Here is a 19030-nt window from a genome sequence, read left to right on the forward strand (position 1 = left end):
GTCTGGCCGCGAGAGCGCAAACGTGAATTCCAGCTCGCTGGGTTCATCACGCTCCTCCGGCCGCGATAGGAGCGTGCCGAAAAGGACGATCGCAAAGGCGATGACGCTCAGAAATATCACGATGCCGCCGCCCGCCGCCAGGAGCGAGTAGGTCTCCCACGACTGGGCTACCGCGGCGCCGCCGTAGACGAAGTGTTCGACACGGCGAGGTGCGCCCAAGACGCCCTGCGCGTGCATCGCGAACGACATCACAGCCATGCCGACGAACCACAGCCATACTTGCGCGCGCGCCAGGCTCGGACTATAGAGCGGCTTTCCGGTGAGCGCCGGAAGAAGCCGCCACGTCGCGGCCAGCAATGTCAACGCGACCGGGCCGCCGACGGTGATGTGGAAGTGCCCGACTATCCACATCGTATTGTGGATCGTGGTGTCCATCGTGTACGACGCGTTGATGATACCGCCGATGCCGCCGAAGATGAAGAGTATCATCGCTAAGGCTATGCCGGCAAAGGACGGATCGTTCCACGGCAGCGAGCCGACGATTTTGAAGAATCCGAATTTGCCCTTTTTTGCAGCATACTCTTCGAATGTGGCAAAGAGCGCGAACGCCGTCATGAGGGACGGCACGACGACCATGAGCGTAAAGGCCGTCTGCAGCAATTTCCAATGCGCTGCGATGCCCGGATCGGAAAATTCGTGATGAATGCCGACGGGTAGCGAGAGAATCATGAGCAGGATGAAGGCCAAACGCGTGAGCGAATCGGAGAAAATCGGGACCTTTAAAATTGCCGGAACGACGCCGTACCAAATGAGGTATGCGCCCAAGAGCCAGAAGTAGACCAACGGATGCCCGAAGTACCAAAACAGCATGCGGCTCAGAAGCACGTCGACGCCGGGCACCCATCCGAACGACCATGGAATCAGCTGAAAGATCACCTCGATGGCGACGCCGATCGTGGCGAGAAACCACATGATGAAATTCGCGAGCACCATGAACGCGGGGAGCGGCGTCCGCTTGCCGGGATTATCGCTTCGCCATTTTAGGGTAACCAGGACGAACTCGAGCAACGCGATCCACGTACCGATGATGAGCAGCGCCGCGCCCACATAGAACCACGGGCTGGCCTTTAACGGCGCATAAAATGTGTAGAGTACCGATGCGTTACCGGCAAGGATTTCGAATGCCGCCATCACGGTGCCGACGAGCATCACCCACCACGCAAGCCAACCCAAACCGATGCCCCGCTTGGGGTACGCTTCGGTTTGATAGATCGCCAGCGTAGAGAGGCCGGTGATAAAAAATGTCGTGAAGACGAGCGCCAGCAGCACCCCGTGCGCGGTGAGCATACGGTAGTAGTCGAGCCACGGCGGCATCTGAATCGCATTCGCATGCGAAAGCGTCTGCAACACTCCGAAGAACGTTCCGACGAAAAGTGCGGCGAAGGCCACCGCGAGATGTGCGAAAATTAGGCGGCGCTGCGCGGGCGTCGTTGCGGTATTAACTTGATCGAGAACCATCGTATGTTTCCTCATTTCACCAAAATATGGGCAAACATCGATGCATGCCCCTCGCCGCAATACTGATCGCAGACGATCAAGTAATCGCCGGGCTTGCTAAAGACGTGCGTTCCACTACTCACCCAACCGGGCATCACTTCGAGATTGACGTCGGTGTGCTCGATGAGAAAGCCGTGCACGACGTCGGTGGACGTGACGTAAAACGTCACTTTGGCGCCGCGCGGCACGGTGAGCGACGCCGGCTGCCAGCTGAATACTTGGCCGACGTAGTAGGCTTCGTAGGAGCCGTCCGCACGACGAACCAAGCCGGGGTGATCGAACGGCGGGGTTGAGGAAACTTTGGTCGGATCGATCGTCTGGATGTGGCTTGGCGGAGTGAAACCTTCGCCGATCTGCAGCGTCACTAAAATCGCAAAAAACGCGACCAGCGTGGCGATGCCTAAACCGAGGAAGATCTTCTCAAGGCGATGGACGTGCATGCGCTACCACCGCGCCCGGGTAAGCTCGAGCATGGCCACCCACGAAATGATGATGAGCGCGAGCAGACCCAATACGAAGCCGAACGTCGTACGATATTTTGGTGCGTTCATAGGCGTAGTGTAAGGAGATTCTGCGACAAGTTTATGAAGGAAGAGGGGGCCCGCCTTCTCAGGTTCTTCTTGAGTCCTCCGTTGAATTGGACGTACCAGATAGGGAGTTGATATGGACAATATCTTACAGTTGCCGCGCCTCAACGAACCGGCGCCGGCTTTCGAAGCCAATACCACCCATGGGATGCGCAAGCTCGCCGACTATAAGGGAAAATGGCTGATCCTGTTCTCACATCCGGCTGATTTCACGCCGGTTTGCACCACCGAGTTCCTCGGCTTCGCCAAAGCCTATCCCGAGTTCCAGAAACTCAATTGCGAACTGCTCGGGCTTTCGATCGACAGCGTGTACTCCCATATCGCCTGGACTCGCAGCATCAAGCAGAACTTCGGCGTCGATATCCCGTTCCCGATCATCGACGACCTGTCGATGAAGGTAGCGAACGCCTACGGCATGATCCAGCCCGGCGCGAGCAACACGTCGGCCGTCCGAGCGACATTTTTCATCGACGGCAAAAGTATCTTGCGAGCGATGGTGTATTATCCGATGAGCAACGGACGCTCCATTGCCGAGTTCGTTCGCCTGGTCACCGCGATGCAGTTGTCTGATGCGAACGGTATCGCGACGCCCCAAGCCTGGCAGCCGGGCGAGAAGGTAATCGTTCCGGCACCGCTGACGGCGCAGGCTGCAGAAGCGCGCGCCGGCGAAGGATATGAGTACACCGATTGGTATTTTTCAAAAAAGCAGCTCTAAGCTCTAAACGAATGGCGATTGCGACGCCGGTCGAAAGGCGGGCAAGGTAATGCGCGCGGGCGCGCTTCATCCCGAGAGCCACCTCGTCTCTCGCATAGGTTGGCTGCGGGCGGCCGTGCTAGGCGCCAACGACGGCATCGTGTCCACAGCGAGCCTGATCGTCGGCGTGGCCGCTGCCTCCGGCACGCGCTCGAGCATTCTGGTCGCCGGCATCGCCGGGCTAGTCGCCGGTGCCATGTCGATGGCTGCCGGCGAGTATGTCTCCGTCAGTTCGCAATCCGATACGGAACAAGCCGATCTCGCACGCGAGAGCGCGGAGCAAGTCAGTCAACCCCAATTCGAGCACGACGAACTCGCTCAGATCTACGTGAAGCGCGGCCTGGAGCCGGGCCTCGCCAGTCAAGTAGCCGATCAACTGATGGCCAAGGATGCGCTCGGAACGCACGCCCGAGACGAGCTTGGCATCTCGGAGATAACGACCGCGCGCCCGATCCAGGCGGCGCTGACGTCCGCCGCGACGTTTTCCATCGGCGCGGCGCTTCCGCTCATCGCCGCCGCTATCGCTCCATCCGCTTGGCTCATATCGGCGGTTACCGTAGCGTCTCTATGCTTCTTGGCGCTGCTTGGCGCCGTCGGCGCAAAGACCGGAGGAGCAAATATCTGGAGAGCCACGGCTCGGGTGACGTTCTGGGGCGCGTTCGCGATGGGCATAACCGCGGCAATCGGCGCTCTTATCGGAAGAGCGGTTTAGCGCTATTTCGGCGTCGTGATTTCCGTGTGGTGAATCTGGCCGCCAAGGGAGGCGGTGTAGCTGACCACGCCCACCGAGATCGCACCCACTACAAAGAGACTGATGAGGAGTCCTCGACGAAATGCGGCTCCGCCGCGCTCGGCAAACATAGCGACGATACTTACCACTGCGGTGAGACCGATTAGCGCGAGGGCCACAGTCGCAATATCCTGATGACGCTCGATCGCCGCTTCGCTAATTCCGGCCATGTTCTCAACCAACGACTCGGCGGCGTCGCCACTAAGGTAAGCTAGGCCAGCTGCAAGAGCCGAGAGAATGAAAAGCACGTACGATACGATTCGTATTTCGTGCGAGTTTCGCAGCATACCCCATGCGAGCAGCAGAAGACCGGCAATCAGGCCGAATAGCGGAGCGTGATTTGAAATGAGGTGGAGGTGCGCTGCATTCATAAAACACCACAATCCTTTGGGAAAGGCGCCGCAGTAAAGGCGAGCGATGCAACTTTCGCTCGCCTCACGAGCCGAAGCTATTGATTATTTCTTGCGCTTTAGCAGGGCCGCTTTAAACGCGTCTCGGTGGGTACCTTCGTCCTTGGCGACCGACGTAAGCCAATTTGCTACGGCGGTGTTCCCCTCGCTGCGAGCCTGCTTTGCCATCGCAGGATACATGATCGTATTTTCGTAGTTTTCGCCGGCGATCGCGTCATTGAGGTTTGCTACGTCGCTGCCGACGAGGTGCGCAAAGCCAGCCGATCCTACAAAGTGGGAATATCGTTCTATCGTGGCGGCCCGCTCAAAAATTCCCGCGAGTTCGGGATCTCCGTTTTTCCGAGCCGCGTCCGCGTACGCAAGGTATTTGATATAGGCGAACGCCTCGCCGTGCATCGCGTCCATGAGGTTTTTCTGAGTTGCAACCGAGTTCGTCGATGCCGCGCCCGCTGAAAATGCGACAAATCCTGTCGCTAGCAGCGCGGTTAAGACGATCACCAACATCCCTCGCATTCTAAATACAGTGTTCATTTTGAGTACCTATGCTCCTAACTTTGATGCATCGATGGTCCCAATAAACTAAGAAGACACAGTGAAGAATCTCACGGGTTCTCGATAACGAATGCATGCTGCCAGTCCGCTGCCTTTTGCGAATTAATCCAGCGCTTTCTTCCTTGCGCGTTCGCAAGAAGGTTTTACAATCGTAGGGCTTACCGAGGCTTCATCAACTGTGAGGAACATATGCAAGCGACATGGCAGCCACACGAAAAGCACGGCCGGTTGACGGAACAGAGCGACCTTCCCGATAGTGTTTTCGCCTTCCCAGGAGAGCGCAAGGAGCCGTTGACCGATGCCCGCCACGTCCGCAATGCGGTGGCGCGCTTCGATCAGGTCGAGGGCGTATCCGACGCCGACCGGGAGCTAGCGTTCGAAAACATCAAGAAGGCGGCCGATTACTACGGCATAGCTTTGACCGAAAAATCCTGGAAAGAGCTCGTTAAGACCGTTTAGCAAACCAACTGCGATGGATCGAATTCGCGGCGCCCTTGTTGGGTTCTCATTAATTGTTGTATACTACAACTGTTGATGAGGAAAACTATATCGCCACCGGCGGTCGCGCGACAAAGCCCGGCCTCCGAGTTCCAAGAGACGACGATAGCGCTGATTCGAGCATTCGGCTTGCATCAACTCGACCGGACTCCATGCGGTCAACCGGTCTCGGTTGCAGAGGCGCACGCACTTCAGGAGCTCACCCGCGAACCGGGGCTTTCACAAAATGGCCTTGCGGCACGGTTGCGACTCGAAAAAAGCTCCGTGAGCCGGATCGTCACGGCGCTTGAGAAGCGCGGCTGGGCCGTGCGAAAGCGCAGTCCGAAAGACACCCGAATCGTCCAAGTTCATCTGACAGACGGCGGCAGAGATGCAGCTACAAGTCTTGCGAAATCCCGCCAAGCCACATTCCAGCGGATTTTTGCGGCCATCCCAACAGCCGAGCGAGACGCCGTCCTCGCATCTCTCGGCACACTTTTACAGGCGATTCATGAAACGTAACACTATTCTCGCCGCCCTTGGGTGCGGCGTTCTTTCCTATTTCGTTGCGGCGATGCCGGCTCTCGCAGACACGACAATGACGCCGTCTTCGCATGCGGCGATGGTCGAACGAGGCAGCAAAGAGGTGATGCCGTTCGATCTCAACCAGGCTATGCATATCTTCGAGCCGACGCGAGATGGCGGCGTGCAGACCGTTATGGTGCACGACGGTAATCCGCAACAGATTGCGCTCGTGCGTTCGCATCTACGCAAAGAAGCGGTGGCATTCGCGCATGGCGATTTCTCCGACCCTGCCAAGATTCACGGGACGAACATGCCGGGGCTCGCTCAGTTGAGCGCGGGCGCGAGTCGGATTGACATCACGTATCTGCAGACGACGAACGGGGCGAGCATCCGCTACAAGACATCCGATCCGCAACTCATCGCTGCTCTTCACACGTGGTTCGCCGCGCAGGTCATGGATCACGGCGCGCACGCTATGATGATGCCCCACTAACCACCAATTTCCGGAGGTCTATCCCATGTTGAAAACCCTGATCGCGTCTGCCGTCTTGGCCACCGCCGTCGCCGCCACGGCGATGGTCGTGCCGATCGCTTCAGGCGCAGCAACCAACAACGCCCCGTCGAGTGGCCCGATGCAACGCGGGAGCGCCTTCGCGGGCGACATGAGCGTCGTCCACCAACTCCTCTTCGATCACAACAAGATCAAGCGCACCGTAACCAAATTGCCGAACGGCATTCGGACCGTTACGGAATCGGACGACCCGCAAGTCGCGAAAGACATCAAGGACCACGTCGCGAGCATGAACCAACGTCTGAAGAACGGCAAGGTTTTTAACGTAGCCAGCCATACGCTGCCGACGATTTTTGCGAATAGCACCAAGATTCACACCGCGATCGAACAGACGCCGAAGGGCGTGATCGTCACGCAAACCTCGACCGATCCGGCTACGGTGGCCGCACTCCAAGGGCATGCTTCCGAAGTGAGCGATCTCGTGCAGGGCGGCATGCCTGCCTTGATGCGCCAGGTGATGGCCAACGGCGGCCCGATGGGAGCCGGCATGGGCATGATGAGCGGCGGCAATGGCATGATGAGCGGCGGCATGGGCATGATGGGTCGCGGCGGTTCGATGCCGGCACAAATGATGCGCCAGATGATGCAAGGCGGCAGCGGGACGGGACCCGGCGCCCCAATGATGGGCGGCGGCATGGGCATGATGGGTCGTGGCGGTTCGATGCCGGCACAAATGATGCGCCAGATGATGCAAGGCGGCGGCCCGATGTGCTCGATGCACGGCGGATCTCCGGCCATGCGTGGGAACGGTGCACCCGGCGAACCGGCGCAAAAGCTGCCTTAACCTCCCAGCCGTAGCAGGTTGCATCGCTGATGCAACCTGCTAGTTACCCCCGCCATACTGGTTGCGTTGTGCGGCATTCGTTCACGTTATCTTCACCGCAGCTTCTCCCTCGGAAGTTACGATTACACCTCATCGTTGTTCGCTTGGAGGGGTATTGTGAAGAGGTGGATGTCCACGAAGGGCTATCGAACGGCGATAGCAAGCTTGCTCGCTTTGGGGATGATCGTCATCGGCGGCGGCGCCTCTTCGGCGGCCGATGCGACGGCAACGATCGCGTATCAACCGATGACCGATGGAGGGCTCACGGCGGGACTGCCATTTGAAGCGTGGGTCGTTTTCGGCGATGCCAATCCGGCGGTGCCCGGATACGCATTACCGGCCGGGGCCTCGATTCGCATTACGTTCCCGTCTGCGTTTATACCCGAGCCCGGGGCCATGCAGGGCGTTGTACTACTCTATGGATGGCCGCAAAACGCGATCGACGTGCCTTTTTCGTTTGCGAAAGACCCGGCGGATCCGCGGACGATGGTCATCACCCTCAAAGGGCCGATCGCGATCCACGGAACGGACAAGCCTGGATTGAAATCCATCCATCTCCGCACCGACGAGCGTAATCCCGCGGCCGGAGAGTATCCGATTAAAATTGAGTTGGTCAACGCCGGCTCCAGTTCCGGAACGCTGGAAGCGGTTGCGCACATCAGTCCCGAGCGCGTCCCGAATATCGCACAATACAATCAACTGCATAACGGACGCGATGAAGATTGGCAACACGTCCAGCCGGGGCAAACGGCCCCGCTCCCGGTCGATCTCTTGATTACGAGAAGCGACGCACCGCGCGCGACCCTCATCCTTGCACGGCGCAGCGACGGCGGCCTGAACGTCGTCGCCGATGGGAAGCCGATCGGAACGATCGAGCCCCGGGGAGTGCCGGTGACGCTCGTTCCCCAGTCTTTTGGGCCCGGCTTCGCACGTCTGGGGATCGTCGGGTTCGAGATTCATGCCGGTTCGACGGCCGGCACGGCGGAGATTGAAGCCAAGCTCGACGGCGGTACCGCGACGACACTTCACGTCATCGTGGAGCATTAAGCCATGGCCACGCTGGAAGTCCAAAATAAGGACCCAGCATTCGGACTCTCGACGCGCGAGGTTGACGAAAGCCGGGCAAAATACGGCTCCAACGAGATTCCCGAAAAGCGAACGAATCCGTTCGCTACAATCGGAAAGCCTTTTTGGGGCGTCGTGCCTTGGATGCTGGAATTCACGGCAATCACCACATGGTTTCTCGGCAAGTATCCAGACACGGTTATCATCGTCGTCCTTTTGATCTTCAACGCCGGAATTTCGGTACTTCAAGAAACCAGAGCGGGCAACGCAATGGCCGCTCTCAAGCAGAAGCTGAAAATTCAAAGCCGGGTCAAGCGAGACGACGCCTGGTCCGTCGTCCCGGCGCGCGAATTGGTGCCGGGAGACGTCATCCGGGTCAGAGCCGGCGATCTGCTTCCTGCCGACGCGAAGATCATCAAGGGAGATCTCGCTGTCGATCAATCCGCCCTTACCGGCGAATCCGACGTGATCGAAAAAACGAGCGGCATGGCAGTCTACTCGGGCTCGGCAGTCAAGCGCGGCGAGGCTTTCTGTTCGGTCGACGCAACGGGAACGAGCACCAAGTTCGGCAGGATGGTCGAACTCGTCAAGCTTGCAAACCCGAAGCTGCACATGCAGGAGTTAACGCTCAACGTCGCACGCCGGCTTGCGATGATGGTCCTCATAGCGTTGCTCGTTGCCTTTACATACGCGCTGTTCACAGGCTTTCCGCTCGACGTTTTGGTGCCGCTCGCCGCCGTGCTCCTGGTCGCGTCCGTACCGGTTGCGATGCCCACGATGTTCACACTGAACGCGGCTATGGGTTCGTCGATGCTGGCGCAGCGCGGCGTTCTCGTAACGAGATTGAGCGCAACCGAAGACGCAGCCGCGATGGACGTGCTGTGCGTGGACAAAACCGGAACGCTCACCATGAACAAACTTTTTGTGGAAAAGCAACTGCCGGCCGACGGTTTCGTCAACGACGATGTTCTTCTCTACGGCGCCCTTGCCTCGAATGAAGCAAATCAGGATCCGATCGACTTGGCGTTTTTGGCGACGGCGCGGGAGGCGCACATCTCCTTGGACGGCTACGCACAGCTCGAGTTCGTGCCTTTCGACCCAACGACCAGAGTGACGTCCGCTACGATCCGACATTCGGGCGACCGTTTCGTCGTGGCAAAAAGGTTCGCTTGCCGCCATTCTCGCTTCGAGCATCGTCTCCGAGAGCGAAAAAACGCGTTTAAATGCGCAGGCGGAGGCCATGGCCGCCGAAGGCCTGAGAGCGATCGCGGTAGCCAAAGACGCGCCGGACGGAAGCCGCCGGCTCGTCGGCCTGGCCGGCGTGGCCGATAAGGTGAGAGCCGATTCCCGCCAAACCATCGCGCAGTTGCACGATTTCGGTATTTCCGTGAAGATGTTGACGGGCGACTCGCTTCCGATCGCGAGGTACGTTGCTGCGCAGACGGGTCTAGGCGATCGTATTCTTCGAATGGCCGACCTTCGCACGTCGGAGCATGACGGTGCGCTTGCGGATCGCGCGATCGCAGAAAGCAGCGGCATCGCGGAGATTTATCCCGAGGACAAATACGCCATCGTCAAGGATTTGCAGGATGGCGGGCACGTCATAGGCATGACCGGCGATGGGTTCAATGACGCACCGGCGCTCAAGCAGGCGGAGGTGGGAATCGCGGTCAGCACCGCAACCGATGTCGCAAAGGACTCCGCAAGCGCCGTACTCGTGATGGACGGGCTTGCCGGCATCGTCGCGATGGTCAAAACGGGAAGGACCATCTATCAGCGGTTGTTCGGTTGGGTCCTGAACATGATCACCATGAAGACCAACATGGCCGGCTACGTGGTCGTTGCGCTCTTTCTCACGCACCACTTCGTGATTTCGATCGTGGGGATGGTGTCGCTCGTATTCCTCACCGATTTCACGATGATGTCGATGACCATGGACAACGTTCGGTATTCGATGAAACCAAACTCCTTCGATATCTCTTGGCTGTTCACGGTCGGGCTCTCGCTGGGACTCTTCAGCGCCTTTGCAGGCGTTGCACTGACGGTGGCGGGCCTGTCTTATTTAGGGCTGGGCGAGAGTGTCAACAAACTCTATACCTTCGGATTCGCGTACCTCGTCATCATCGGAGTCTTTAATCTGTTGGTCGTGCGGGAGCGGGGGCACTTCTGGAAGTCGAGGCCGAGTAATTTCGTGATCGGTGCGATGACGATCCAAATCGTAGCCGTCGTAACGATTTCGCTCTTTGGCTTCTTGGAACTCGCACCCATGAGTCCGGTGGCGCTGCTGGCGATATTCGGATATGCGGCCATCGTGGCTTTCCTCGTGAACGATCAACTCAAAGTGCTCTTGCTACGAAGATTCAAAAGCACCGCGTAACGGCACGCCTCTCTTCCGGCCCTCCGGGTGGCGCTCGGTTGCCTGCCGGGCGGCCCATGGCTTACCCTGCATCGGGCGCCCGATTGGGCGTTTGACAGGGGGAATCCGGGCGTGGTACTCTTCGCAGGCCGAAGTAGCGCCTCAAAAGGGTGCTCACCGGATGCCTTCGGGCGATCCGGTCGTCACTCTGGGAACCATCGGCCGGTCCCCCGCAGTGGTGTCGCTTCGGCGATGCCATTTTTTATTTTTTTTGGGGGGTAACGCCATAGCTCGACCACTTCGGGTAAACGATCAAATCCGCATTCGCACGATCCGCGTGATCGACGAAAACGGAGAGCAGCTGGGCATCTTGCCCACCGATGAGGCGCTTGCGCGCGCTCGGGCTGCGGGCCTGGATTTGATCGAAATCTCGCCTACCGCACAACCGCCCGTATGCAAGATCGGCGATTTCGGCCGCTTGAAATACGAGCAATCGAAGAAAGACAAAGACACTCGCAAAAAGCAGCGTCACTTCGAGTTAAAGGAAGTCAAGCTTCGTCCCAAGATCGAGACGCACGACTACGAGACTAAAGCTCGTATGGCCGAGCGCCTGTTGCTGGATGGCAGCAAGGTCAAGGTGACGATCATGTTCCGCGGACGCGAGATCACCTACACGTCGTTCGGGCGGCGCCTCCTCGATCGCATGGCCGAGGATATGAATCCCCTCGCGATCGTCGAGCGCGAGCCGCGGCTCGAAGGCCGCAACATGTTCATGATTTTGGCGCCGCGTGCGACGCCAACCGGTCCGCCGAAGTTCTCGTCGACGCGAGATCATAAGGACCACGACGATCACGAGGTTCACGATGACCTCGATGACGACCACGATGAAGATGTCGACGATGTTGACGATATAGACCAAGACGACCACGCAGATCACGAGAAAATCGAGGAGCAAACCAGTGCCTAAAATTCGTACTCATCGCGGAACCGCGAAACGCGTCAAGATAACCGGGACCGGCAAAGTGATGCATCGCCATCAGTTCAGCGGTTGCGGCCACATCCTGAGCAAGAAGTCGCGCAAGCGCAAGCGGAACTTCCGCAAGGACCAACCGACCTTCAAGGGCGATCTGAAGCGCTTAGCGCCGACGATCCCGTACTTGGTATAAAGGGGGCACGCAGATATGGCACGCATCAAACGTGGCGTACACGGTCTGAAGCATCGTCGCAAGGTGATGAAGCTCGTCAAGGGCTTCCGCGCCGCTCGCCGCCGCAATTACCGCGTCGCGAACGAAGCGCTCCTCAAGTCGCTGGCGTACGCATTCCGCGATCGCCGCGTCCGCAAGCGCGATTTCCGCTCGCTCTGGATCAGCCGCATCAATGCGGCCGTCCGTCGCGAAGGCATCACGTACTCGGTGTTCATGAACGGCCTTAAAAAGTCGGGCGTAACGCTGAACCGCAAGGCCCTCGCCGAGCTCGCGATCTCCGATTCCAAGGCGTTCGGCTCGCTCCTCAATATGGCAAAACAAGCCGTCGGAAAATAACCGGCGTCACCGCCTGATAAAAACGACGCGTTCGTAACGATCGCGTCGTTTTTTATGCGCGGAATTCCTTCGTGTGTCGCACGCGGCGATCGGGTATACCATTGGTATGAAACGTTTTTCAATCGCTCTATTTCTGGTGATGTTTTCGGCCGTCGCGATGACCGTACCGGTACGAGCGGCGACGTCTCGCGATGCGTCGTTCGTCCGTCGGGCACAGTCGGACGCGCTGGGATCGTACGCTTTGGCGGCGCTCGCTCGCGGGCGCGCTCGGAACGCAGCGGTACGCGCGCTGGCGGTGCGCATGGTCAGCGCATCGGACCACACCAATCTCTATGTCCGCTCGTATGCGTCCCGTCACGATATCACGCTCACCAATGAGCCCGTCCTGCGGGCCACGGCGCAGTACGGAAACATCGCCGGCGCGCATGGCGCGGCGTTCGATCGCGCGTTCACGAACGCGATCCACATCGATGCGAACATCGCGCTCGGCACGTACCAGAGCGAAGCCCAGCACGGCGACGACCCTACCCTCCGATCCTTTGCCGCCCACCAGGCCGCATATCTCGAAAAGCTCAGCAGTACGGCTAAAAAGCTCCGAAACTAAGACCGCCTCATCCGAGCGGGTATCGGCGGGCGTTCCAGAGGCGTGCTCGCTGCCGTCCGTCTCTCGCGGTTCCCAGGCGGGATCGGGTTGCGCCGTCGAAGCATCCCGGCCATGCAGGCTCATGCCGAAGACTCGGCGCTCGCGGACGCCTTTGCGGCGCACGAGCGCTGGGCTTTTGACGAAGCGTACGCGCGGTATGCTTCACTGCTCTATTCGACCGCCTATCACGTCGTTGGAAATGGCGAGGATGCGGAGGATGTCGTGCACGACGCGCTCGCGCGGATCTGGCGCTCGCCGGGAGCCTATACGCGTTCGCGCGGCGCCATCCGCAGCTTTCTCGTGGTCTGCGTGCGCAACGAAGCCGTCTCTCGCGTACGTTCGAAACAACGGCGCCTGCGTCTGGTGGAGCGCGTTGCAGCCGAGCCGGAGGAGCACGACGAATTGCGCGTGGTCGACGTGATCGAGCACGATCGCCTGCGCAACGCGATGACGAAACTGCCGCCGGAGCAACGGCGGCCGCTTGAACTCGCGTACTTCGAACAACTCTCGCACACCGAGATCGCCCGTACGCTCGACCAACCGCTCGGCACGGTCAAAAGCCGCATCGCCATGGGACTGCGCAAGCTTGGTGCCGCGCTGCAACCGCCATCATGAACGAGCACATTAGCGAATCCGCCGCGCTCTACGCGCTCGGCCTCCTCGAACCGCCGGAGACCAACGCAATCGACGCGCACGTGGCCGCATGTGAAGCGTGCTCGCAAGCGCTAGCGCAAGCGTACGACGACGTTGCCGCCGCCGCATCGGCGCAGCCGCAATATGCGGCTCCGGCGTCGCTGGATGCCCGCGTCGGAAGCCTCTGGACGCCGCCCAAGAAGCACGGTTGGAGCCTGCGGCAGCTCGGCGCAATTGCGGCGCTCCTGGCCATCGCCTTGCTTCCGACGGCCTATCTCTTGCACCGGGAGCAAACGATGCATCGCGCGATGCTGGCCGATGCCGGCCTGTTCGCCCGCATGGCCTCGAGCCCGCACCGGATGGTCGCCTTCACCGGGGGCGCCGACGCCAAGGTCGTCTACGGGAACGACGGCTCCTGGTACGGCGTGATCGTGCGAGGCGCGACCCGGCCACTGCGGCTGGTATGGATGCACGATGGGCAGCGAACCATGCTGGGCCAAGTGCAATCGCGCGGCGACCTTGCTATGATCTACCTCCCCGAAAGCCACCGGATGGAGCACCTGGCGCTCGCGGACGGAGATCGGGTCGTGGCCGAGGCAAAACTGGCCTTTTGAGCCAACAGCATGAGCATGATGCATCCGGCCCTTGCCTTGGCTGCCCTCGTGGCGGCAACGACCCCGGTGGCGCCGATCAACCCACCGCATACATTCACGCCGGCCATGGCTCGCGCCGTCGTACAACTTGCGGAACGCGACGTGCGCGCGCATAACGCGGTCGGCATCGGCATCGGCATCGTCGAGGACGGCCGCGTTGTGTACGCCCAGGGCTTTGGGTATGCCAACCTCGCCAAACATATCGCTTTCACGCCCTCGACGCAAACGTACATCGGTGCGGCGAGCGCGCAATTCACGGCTGCTGCGGTGCTGCTGCTGCAACAGGACGGCAAGCTCAAGCTCGACGACAAGGTGACAAAATACATTCCGGAGCTGACGCTTGCTAAAGACGTAACGATCGCCCAGCTTCTACAGCAAACTTCGGGTTTTCCTCACATTGCCAAGCTCGCCGGTCTCAATCAGGATCGCAGCCGCGTCGTTAAACTCAACGACATCATCGCGGCGATGAACAAGCAGCAACTCATCTCGGTACCCGGCACCGCGTATGAAGATAACAGCTTGAATTATATGATCGCGGGCCTGGTGGTAGAACGGGCGAGCGGCGTGCCGCTCTCCGATTACCTACAGCAACACATCTTCTTGCCGCTGGTGATGAATTCGACGTTCTATGCGGGAGACACCGGCATTTCGCCGCGCGCGGCGGTCGGATACACGGGCTCGCCAAAAAGCGTGCTACCCGCGCACCCCTACGACGCAAGCTGGCTCTTCGGCGCGGCGGGAATCGTCACGACCGTGTACGATTTGGCGAAATGGGACATCGAGATGCCGGTCTTGCTGCGCGACGACGCCGTGCGCGATATGTATACGCCAAGCGGCGCGAAGGGCGACATACGATATGGCATGGGCTACGTCATCGACGAGCGCGACGGCAAGCGGTTTATGTGGGATAACGGGCAGATCCCCGGCTACCACGCCATGAACGCCGTACTACCCGACGATCACATCGCGGTCATTGTCCTCACCAACGTAGATATGCGCGCCAGCGGCAACATGGTCCAGCCGGAAGCGCTTGCGTCGCGGATCTTGGACATCGTCGCGCCGCCGTCGGTCGCGCACCTCGATAACGCCATCGTAACGCGGGCTCGCGAATGGCTGGAACGGCTGGCGAACAATCGCATCGATCGCACGCAACTCACCGCGTCATTCAGTAGCTATCTCACCGACGATTTGGTCGTGCGCTCGAACTTCGCGCAATATGGGAAAATCCTCGCATTGATACCCGTGTCGAGTATCGATCGCGGTAACGGCGATACGATGTACGAATTTTTGGTGCGATATCCGAAGGATACGTTCCACTTCCGCTTTACCGTCGCCAAGGACGGGAAAGTGGACGGGTTGCAACTAGTTCCCTAGTCACCGTCGCTAATCGTCACCGTCTACGAGGCGGCGTCCGGTGGCCTCAACGACTTTTCCGAGCATCGTTACGGCGTCGGCGCGCGTTGCATTGCTGAACATATAGCGGAGCCGCTCGTCCGCATCTTCGACGATGAGCACGGCGCGTCGTCCCGCGCGAACGGCACACACGAGCGAAGCGAGATACGACTCGTCTTCAGCGGTAAGTTGCGATCCTTGCGCACGCGCTTCCGGGTCCGGTGTATCCAGCAATCGCTTGAGCACGGCATCGATATCGCGAGGTAGTTCCACGGCGTCCTCCGTCGTAGCCAATATCCCCGCGATGCATAGCTTGCATCGCGGATTTTGGGCTCACCCGTAACCTATATATCGACCGTTGACGGCGCAAGTTGATCACGGTCACCCTGCAGCCAAAGGAGCGCCAGCACCGTTTTGGCATCCGCGATGGCTCCTTCGTGCACCATGCGCTGCGCCTGCTCGAGCGTAAAACGCCCGACCTCGATCCGTTCGTCTTCGTCCAGCGACTGAGCGCCCTGCTGCAGCCGCTCGGCATGAACAAAATGCATCAGCTCGTCGCAAAACCCGGGCGTGGTGAAGAGCGCCCCAAGCGCCCGCATGCTGCCCGCGCTGTATCCCGTCTCCTCGCGCAGCTCGCGGGCCGCCCCCGCGAGCGGGTCCTCGTTTGGCTCGGCGGTTCCGGCCGGGATCTCCCAGAGCGCGCGCCCGGCCGGCCGGCGGTACTGCCGCACCAGCACGATTTCATCGTGTTCGGTCGTAGCGATGATCCCGTATGCCCCGCGATGCTCCACTACCTCGACGGTGTGTTCGGTGCCGTCCGGGTAGAGTAGCCGATCCGCGCGGACGGATATGACGCGCCCTTCGAAGAGCTGTTCGGAGGCTAGGCGGCGCGGAAGCTGTTCGTGCATGGGGCGGTCTTTGACGGAACCCCCGTCCCGCGCCTCGTACTATACGCTTTGTCGTGCAACGTTCATCGATTCTCACCGAAATTGCCTGGCTCGCCTTCTTCTTCGCGATCTTCGTGGTCTGCGTGTATGCCTTCAATATTTTCGTCGTGCCGCATCATTTCAACGACAAGGTCGCGATCGTACTTTCGGCGATCCTCGCCGGGCTTGCGATGATGTACGCGCGCAAGTGGAGCGCACGCGGACGCAGCGGCCGGTAATGCCGTCTCGGCTGGGCGCGCACGCAGACCGCATCGGCGAAGTGCGCGATCTCCTGACCGTGCGCGGCCGGCGCGAGCAGCAGCGGTTTGCATTCGAGGGCGCGACGTTGCTGGACGAAGCGCTGCGCAGCGGCGTCGCCATCGAGTCCATTTACGCGACCGAAGCCAGTTACGAAGCCTCACCCGCGATCGTCGCGCTCGAGCGCGACGGCACGCAGATTTACTTGGTCGACGACCGAACCGCAGCGAAAATCTCCGACCTGCAGACGCCTACCGGCATCGTGGCGGTCGCACCGATCGTGCTGGCCCGGGCGCAAGACCTCTTCGAGGCGCCGGGCCTCGTCCTGATCCTGGCCGATTTGAACGACCCCGGAAATGCCGGGACGCTCCTGCGCTCGGCCGAGGCGTTCGGCGCGACCACGGCCGTCTTCGGACGGTTCGGGGTCGATCCTCACCATCCCAAGGTGGTACGGGGCTCGATGGGGGCCACGTTTCGGCTGCGGCTCTGCGTAGCGGAGGCCCCCGAGGTTTCCGCCGCCGCACGCGCCCGCGGCGCACTCCTGTGGGGCCTGGATGCGAGCGGCGAGCCGTTGCAGCACCAGCGCTTCCCCGAGCGGGCCGGCTTGGTGGTCGGCCACGAACGCCGCGGCTTGGGGGCCTGGGGAGACGTCTGCGACCGTCGGCTGGCCATTCAGATGCGCGGGTCCGGCGAGAGCCTCAACGCCGCCGTAGCGGGCTCGATCGCCCTCTATGCGGCAAGCCTCGCTACCGAGTGACGGCCTGCCTGGTTCGGCGAAAAACCCTCTTTGCTTCGGCTGTCAAGGCAGCCCTATCGGGCCGAAAAGTCAAGACTACCATCGGCCAAAGTCGCATGTTATAGTTACGGCATTCCGAGCGGCTCGACGCCGGACACCTGGCTAGATAGGAGATAGAAGCGCTGTTATGGCACCCTCCGAACTCTTCTGGAAACTCTTCGCCCAAACGGGCTCAGTTAGTGCCTACCTCGCATACCGGCGGATGTATCCCGCCTCACCATCCTAATCACGAAGAAGTCCGTAGCCAGTTTCACGAAGCGCCCGGTATAATGATTACAGACCGGGCGCTTTGCCTTTTCTCTGGAGCCGATGATCAGCGCGCATGAGTGAACTCGCATCCAAACTCGCCGACCTTCAAACCCGCTTTAGCACCGACGTCAACGCGGCTCCCGACGAGGCGGCCCTGGACGGCGTGCGCGTCGCCTTTCTCGGCCGTAGCGGCGAGGTCACCGGGCTGCGCCGCGGCATCGGGCAGTTGCCGCCGAGCGAGCGGCCCAACGCGGGCAAAGAAATCAACGACGTGGTCGAGGCGATGGAGAGCGCACTTGCGATCGCGCAGAGCCGCATCGAGAACCGCGTTTTCGAAGCCGATCTGGCGACGCAGATCGACGTTACCTTTCCCGCAATCGCTCCAGCGGTCGGCTCGCTGCACCCGGTGCGCAACGTCATCCGCCAAGCCGGCGCGTACTTTCGCCGCCACGGCTTCGCGATCGTTACCGGGCCCGAGATCGAACCCGATTACTACACGTTCGACGCGCTGAACATCCCGAGCACGCATCCCGCGCGCGAAGGCTTCGATTCGTTCTTCATCACCGACACGTTGCTGCTGCGGCCGCACACCTCGCCCATGCAAATTCGCACGATGCAGGCGCACAAGCCGCCCGTCGCCATCGTCGCCCCCGGGAAGTGCTACCGTCGCGACGCGGTCGACGCGCGCCATCTCTTTCAGTTCAACCAAATCGAAGGATTGCTCGTCGCCGAAGGCATCCACTTCGGCCACCTCAAGGGAATGCTCACCGGCCTATGCCGTGAATTGCTCGGCCCGGATCAGCGCGTTCGGTTTCGTCCCTCTTTCTTTCCGTTCACCGAACCCAGCGCCGAGGTCGACACGACGTGCCCGAAGTGCAAGGGGCGCTCCGATGCTTGCAACATGTGCGGCGGGTCCGGCTGGATCGAACTCGGCGGCGCCGGAATGGTCCACCCGAATGTCTTGCGCGAAGTCGGCTACGATCCGGACGAAGTCTCGGGTTGGGCCTTCGGCTTCGGCGTGGAACGTTTTGCCCTAACGCGCTTCGAGATCGACGATATCCGTCGCTTCATCGATAGCGATCCCGATTTCCTCGAACAACTCTCATAAGGATAGTATGCGCGTTCCAATCACCTGGCTACGTGAGTATGTCGACCTGCCCTCGGATGCCCAAGCGATTGCGGATCGTTTGGCGATGCTTGGCTTCCCCGTTGACGAGATCTTCGCGCGGCCGACGATCTCCGGCGTCGTCGTCGGCACCATTACTGCGATCGCGAAGCATCCTAACGCCGACCGCCTGCAGGTCTGCACGATCGACGCCGGCGCGCAGCAGCCGCTGACGATCGCCACCGCCGCGACGAACGTCGCGGCCGGGCAAGTGATTCCGGTCGCCACGATCGGCGCGCAGTTGCCGCACATGAAGATCGAGCCGCGCAAGATGCGCGGCATCGATTCGGAAGGCATGCTCTGCTCG

The 19030-nt window shown here is 60.4% G+C and carries 26 protein-coding genes; 20 read left to right on the top strand and 6 right to left on the bottom strand.

Translation table 11 applies throughout. The features are described from left to right. Together VMW12_14205 and VMW12_14210 are read right to left on the bottom strand one after the other, a co-directional pair. Positions 1-1518 (bottom strand): cbb3-type cytochrome c oxidase subunit I (locus VMW12_14205; GenBank protein ID HUZ50877.1); only part of this gene is annotated, 1518 nt, incomplete at its 3' end. Positions 1519-1529: 11 nt separating this feature from the next. Beyond that, entirely contained in the window at positions 1530-1997 is a 468-nt protein-coding gene (locus tag VMW12_14210; GenBank protein HUZ50878.1) for a cytochrome C oxidase subunit II, read from the bottom strand. A gap of 223 nt (positions 1998-2220) precedes the next feature. Between VMW12_14210 and VMW12_14215 the strand changes: the two genes are divergently transcribed. Both VMW12_14215 and VMW12_14220 read left to right on the top strand, forming a co-directional pair. Next, positions 2221-2859, top strand: a complete 639-nt coding sequence (locus VMW12_14215) for a peroxiredoxin (GenBank protein HUZ50879.1) — start codon at positions 2221-2223, stop codon at positions 2857-2859. 49 nt (positions 2860-2908) lie between these two features. Continuing rightward, positions 2909-3610 carry a VIT family protein gene (locus VMW12_14220; GenBank protein ID HUZ50880.1) on the top strand — a complete coding sequence of 234 codons (702 nt, stop codon included), beginning with the start codon at positions 2909-2911 and terminating at the stop codon, positions 3608-3610. Positions 3611-3612: 2 nt separating this feature from the next. Here the strand turns inward: VMW12_14220 and VMW12_14225 are convergent, their stop codons facing one another. Then, on the bottom strand, positions 3613-4059 hold the full coding sequence (locus VMW12_14225; GenBank protein ID HUZ50881.1) for a hypothetical protein: 447 nt from the start codon (positions 4057-4059) through the stop codon (positions 3613-3615). A gap of 84 nt (positions 4060-4143) precedes the next feature. Continuing rightward, complete coding sequence (locus VMW12_14230; protein ID HUZ50882.1) at positions 4144-4596, bottom strand: rubrerythrin family protein; 453 nt, start codon at positions 4594-4596, stop codon at positions 4144-4146. A gap of 282 nt (positions 4597-4878) precedes the next feature. Between VMW12_14230 and VMW12_14235 the strand changes: the two genes are divergently transcribed. The 14 genes from VMW12_14235 (at position 4879) to VMW12_14300 (ending at position 15311) form a co-directional block, all read left to right on the top strand. Next, a complete protein-coding gene (locus VMW12_14235; protein HUZ50883.1) occupies positions 4879-5109 on the top strand; it encodes a DUF6582 domain-containing protein in 231 nt (76 codons plus the stop codon). Positions 5110-5277: 168 nt separating this feature from the next. Further along, the gene (locus VMW12_14240) at positions 5278-5649 is read left to right on the top strand and encodes a MarR family transcriptional regulator (protein HUZ50884.1); all 372 of its coding nucleotides are present in this window, start codon (positions 5278-5280) and stop codon (positions 5647-5649) included. Continuing rightward, positions 5639-6145 (top strand): aspartate carbamoyltransferase, encoded by a 507-nt coding sequence (locus VMW12_14245; GenBank protein ID HUZ50885.1) that lies wholly within the window; start codon positions 5639-5641, stop codon positions 6143-6145. Before VMW12_14240 ends, VMW12_14245 begins: the two co-directional genes overlap by 11 nt. Before the next feature lie 25 nt (positions 6146-6170). Further along, positions 6171-7007, top strand: a complete 837-nt coding sequence (locus VMW12_14250) for a hypothetical protein (protein HUZ50886.1) — start codon at positions 6171-6173, stop codon at positions 7005-7007. A 156-nt stretch (positions 7008-7163) separates the two neighbouring features. Beyond that, positions 7164-8093 (top strand): hypothetical protein, encoded by a 930-nt coding sequence (locus tag VMW12_14255; protein HUZ50887.1) that lies wholly within the window; start codon positions 7164-7166, stop codon positions 8091-8093. Positions 8094-8096: 3 nt separating this feature from the next. Continuing rightward, complete coding sequence (locus VMW12_14260) at positions 8097-9443, top strand: HAD-IC family P-type ATPase (protein ID HUZ50888.1); 1347 nt, start codon at positions 8097-8099, stop codon at positions 9441-9443. Beyond that, the gene (locus VMW12_14265) at positions 9352-10488 is read left to right on the top strand and encodes an HAD-IC family P-type ATPase (GenBank protein HUZ50889.1); all 1137 of its coding nucleotides are present in this window, start codon (positions 9352-9354) and stop codon (positions 10486-10488) included. The genes VMW12_14260 and VMW12_14265 overlap by 92 nt, the downstream gene beginning before the upstream one ends. A gap of 160 nt (positions 10489-10648) precedes the next feature. Next, a complete protein-coding gene (gene infC, locus VMW12_14270; GenBank protein ID HUZ50890.1) occupies positions 10649-11434 on the top strand; it encodes a translation initiation factor IF-3 in 786 nt (261 codons plus the stop codon). Further along, the gene (gene rpmI / locus VMW12_14275) at positions 11427-11633 is read left to right on the top strand and encodes a 50S ribosomal protein L35 (GenBank protein ID HUZ50891.1); all 207 of its coding nucleotides are present in this window, start codon (positions 11427-11429) and stop codon (positions 11631-11633) included. The genes infC and rpmI overlap by 8 nt, the downstream gene beginning before the upstream one ends. 15 nt (positions 11634-11648) lie before the next feature. Continuing rightward, the gene (gene rplT, locus VMW12_14280) at positions 11649-12008 is read left to right on the top strand and encodes a 50S ribosomal protein L20 (protein ID HUZ50892.1); all 360 of its coding nucleotides are present in this window, start codon (positions 11649-11651) and stop codon (positions 12006-12008) included. Between the two features lie 106 nt (positions 12009-12114). Beyond that, a complete protein-coding gene (locus tag VMW12_14285; protein HUZ50893.1) occupies positions 12115-12612 on the top strand; it encodes a DUF4142 domain-containing protein in 498 nt (165 codons plus the stop codon). A gap of 42 nt (positions 12613-12654) precedes the next feature. Next, the gene (locus VMW12_14290; protein ID HUZ50894.1) at positions 12655-13266 is read left to right on the top strand and encodes a sigma-70 family RNA polymerase sigma factor; all 612 of its coding nucleotides are present in this window, start codon (positions 12655-12657) and stop codon (positions 13264-13266) included. After that, positions 13263-13898: a hypothetical protein gene (locus VMW12_14295; GenBank protein HUZ50895.1), complete on the top strand. Its 636-nt coding sequence runs from the start codon at positions 13263-13265 to the stop codon at positions 13896-13898. The genes VMW12_14290 and VMW12_14295 overlap by 4 nt, the downstream gene beginning before the upstream one ends. A 15-nt stretch (positions 13899-13913) precedes the next feature. Next, positions 13914-15311 (top strand): serine hydrolase domain-containing protein, encoded by a 1398-nt coding sequence (locus tag VMW12_14300; GenBank protein ID HUZ50896.1) that lies wholly within the window; start codon positions 13914-13916, stop codon positions 15309-15311. Positions 15312-15320: 9 nt separating this feature from the next. Here VMW12_14300 and VMW12_14305 read toward each other — a convergent pair whose 3' ends face one another. Continuing rightward, the gene (locus tag VMW12_14305) at positions 15321-15602 is read right to left on the bottom strand and encodes a hypothetical protein (GenBank protein ID HUZ50897.1); all 282 of its coding nucleotides are present in this window, start codon (positions 15600-15602) and stop codon (positions 15321-15323) included. A gap of 71 nt (positions 15603-15673) precedes the next feature. Then, complete coding sequence (locus VMW12_14310) at positions 15674-16237, bottom strand: NUDIX hydrolase (GenBank protein ID HUZ50898.1); 564 nt, start codon at positions 16235-16237, stop codon at positions 15674-15676. Between the two features lie 53 nt (positions 16238-16290). On the opposite strand from VMW12_14310, the gene VMW12_14315 reads away from it, so the two are divergent. From VMW12_14315 to VMW12_14330, 4 genes are all read left to right on the top strand, one after another. Then, positions 16291-16494, top strand: a complete 204-nt coding sequence (locus tag VMW12_14315; GenBank protein ID HUZ50899.1) for a hypothetical protein — start codon at positions 16291-16293, stop codon at positions 16492-16494. After that, entirely contained in the window at positions 16494-17270 is a 777-nt protein-coding gene (locus VMW12_14320) for an RNA methyltransferase (protein ID HUZ50900.1), read from the top strand. The genes VMW12_14315 and VMW12_14320 overlap by 1 nt, the downstream gene beginning before the upstream one ends. Positions 17271-17631: 361 nt before the next feature. Next, the gene (pheS, locus tag VMW12_14325; protein HUZ50901.1) at positions 17632-18666 is read left to right on the top strand and encodes a phenylalanine--tRNA ligase subunit alpha; all 1035 of its coding nucleotides are present in this window, start codon (positions 17632-17634) and stop codon (positions 18664-18666) included. A 7-nt stretch (positions 18667-18673) separates the two neighbouring features. Further along, positions 18674-19030 (top strand): phenylalanine--tRNA ligase subunit beta (locus VMW12_14330; protein HUZ50902.1); only part of this gene is annotated, 357 nt, incomplete at its 3' end.

The sequence above is a fragment of the Candidatus Dormiibacterota bacterium genome (assembly GCA_035532835.1).
In the GTDB taxonomy this organism is placed as follows: domain Bacteria; phylum Vulcanimicrobiota; class Vulcanimicrobiia; order Vulcanimicrobiales; family Vulcanimicrobiaceae; genus DAHUXY01.

What these genes read in the sequence shown, in the direction of transcription:
- VMW12_14210 (HUZ50878.1), bottom strand. Translation starts at nt 1,997, where the DNA reads ATGCACGTCCATCGCCTTGAGAAGATCTTCCTCGGTTTAGGCATCGCC.
- VMW12_14215 (HUZ50879.1), top strand. Translation starts at nt 2,221, where the DNA reads ATGGACAATATCTTACAGTTGCCGCGCCTCAACGAACCGGCGCCGGCT.
- VMW12_14220 (HUZ50880.1), top strand. Translation starts at nt 2,909, where the DNA reads ATGCGCGCGGGCGCGCTTCATCCCGAGAGCCACCTCGTCTCTCGCATA.
- VMW12_14225 (HUZ50881.1), bottom strand. Translation starts at nt 4,059, where the DNA reads ATGAATGCAGCGCACCTCCACCTCATTTCAAATCACGCTCCGCTATTC.
- VMW12_14245 (HUZ50885.1), top strand. Translation starts at nt 5,639, where the DNA reads ATGAAACGTAACACTATTCTCGCCGCCCTTGGGTGCGGCGTTCTTTCC.
- VMW12_14250 (HUZ50886.1), top strand. Translation starts at nt 6,171, where the DNA reads ATGTTGAAAACCCTGATCGCGTCTGCCGTCTTGGCCACCGCCGTCGCC.
- VMW12_14260 (HUZ50888.1), top strand. Translation starts at nt 8,097, where the DNA reads ATGGCCACGCTGGAAGTCCAAAATAAGGACCCAGCATTCGGACTCTCG.
- VMW12_14265 (HUZ50889.1), top strand. Translation starts at nt 9,352, where the DNA reads ATGGCCGCCGAAGGCCTGAGAGCGATCGCGGTAGCCAAAGACGCGCCG.
- infC (HUZ50890.1), top strand. Translation starts at nt 10,649, where the DNA reads ATGCCTTCGGGCGATCCGGTCGTCACTCTGGGAACCATCGGCCGGTCC.
- rplT (HUZ50892.1), top strand. Translation starts at nt 11,649, where the DNA reads ATGGCACGCATCAAACGTGGCGTACACGGTCTGAAGCATCGTCGCAAG.
- VMW12_14285 (HUZ50893.1), top strand. Translation starts at nt 12,115, where the DNA reads ATGAAACGTTTTTCAATCGCTCTATTTCTGGTGATGTTTTCGGCCGTC.
- VMW12_14295 (HUZ50895.1), top strand. Translation starts at nt 13,263, where the DNA reads ATGAACGAGCACATTAGCGAATCCGCCGCGCTCTACGCGCTCGGCCTC.
- VMW12_14300 (HUZ50896.1), top strand. Translation starts at nt 13,914, where the DNA reads ATGATGCATCCGGCCCTTGCCTTGGCTGCCCTCGTGGCGGCAACGACC.
- VMW12_14310 (HUZ50898.1), bottom strand. Translation starts at nt 16,237, where the DNA reads ATGCACGAACAGCTTCCGCGCCGCCTAGCCTCCGAACAGCTCTTCGAA.
- VMW12_14320 (HUZ50900.1), top strand. Translation starts at nt 16,494, where the DNA reads ATGCCGTCTCGGCTGGGCGCGCACGCAGACCGCATCGGCGAAGTGCGC.
- pheS (HUZ50901.1), top strand. Translation starts at nt 17,632, where the DNA reads ATGAGTGAACTCGCATCCAAACTCGCCGACCTTCAAACCCGCTTTAGC.